The 934-nt window shown below is 43.4% G+C and carries 2 protein-coding genes; both read right to left on the reverse strand.

What is annotated here, in order from left to right:
• Positions 1-47: 47 nt before the first annotated feature.
• Complete coding sequence (locus A3739_RS19515; protein WP_068501515.1) at positions 48-341, reverse strand: hypothetical protein; 294 nt, start codon at positions 339-341, stop codon at positions 48-50.
• 16 nt (positions 342-357) lie between these two features.
• Positions 358-934 (reverse strand): Ig-like domain-containing protein (locus A3739_RS30135; RefSeq protein ID WP_068501512.1); only part of this gene is annotated, 577 nt, incomplete at its 5' end.

Consider the following 934-nt stretch of genomic DNA (forward strand, 5'->3'; position numbering starts at 1 on the left):
TATAAAAATCTGAGTTTGTTGGCGAGCTTTTTCTCAACCATGCCTTTCTATGATTGAATTTCCTCCTCCATAAATTCTAACTGAGATACTTTCGCGAGACGTTCGCGATGCAAGCCCTTGGCTTGCTGCTTCAGCTGATCTAAGCGCTGATCAGCAATCGACAACTCGCTATTTAAGTTATCAATCGCAAGCTCAAATAGACGCTGCGCGGTAGAGCTTTGTTCAGTTAACCAACCATCGGGGAGACTAGATGTATTGATAACGGGCAAACTTAAGTTCGCGCTCATATCGAGCTTGGCTGTCAACAATGCTTCGCGAATTGAAAGCTCATGACTTTGCATAAGTAAACGATAATGCTCAGCGCCTGCAAACTATAGTAAACAAACCTCCGTTAGACCCTCGAACTTCAGCACCAACGTTAGATCCAATTCCATTAATGGCCACTATTTCAGCAAAGTCTGCATACAATTCATCGTTCGATGTAACATTTACCCCTGCGAGAATAGTGCTTTCTTCGGTAGAAAATACATCGTCTTGGGCAAGAATCGAGTCGCCATCTACAACGGTTACAGTTACAATTACTGATGCGACTGAAGAACTTGTGCCGTCTGATACAGTGTAAGTGACAATCATATTTGCTGTTTCACCCGCTGCGAGATATTCAAAACCGGTTGTAGCATAAAGAAATATCGATCCATCAGAGAATATTCGGAACTCCCCTCCATTTGACCCGGTTACCGTTACCTCTCCGTCATTTAAGCTTTGTCCCTCAACAGACACGATCTCAAGTGGATCACCATCTTCATCTTGATCATTCTTTGGCGATCCCGAGAGATCAAACTTGTTGCCAAAAATAGAAAAGACGTAGCCCAGTTGTTTGTTTTCTCCTGAGGTTATCGAGTACGCATCATCGTTTACTATTGGTCCGGCCATT

This window comes from Oleiphilus sp. HI0067 (genome assembly GCF_001635735.1).

Excerpts from the sequence above, each read along its gene's own strand:
- A3739_RS19515 (WP_068501515.1), bottom strand. The coding sequence starts at position 341 with ATGCAAAGTCATGAGCTTTCAATTCGCGAAGCATTGTTGACAGCCAAG.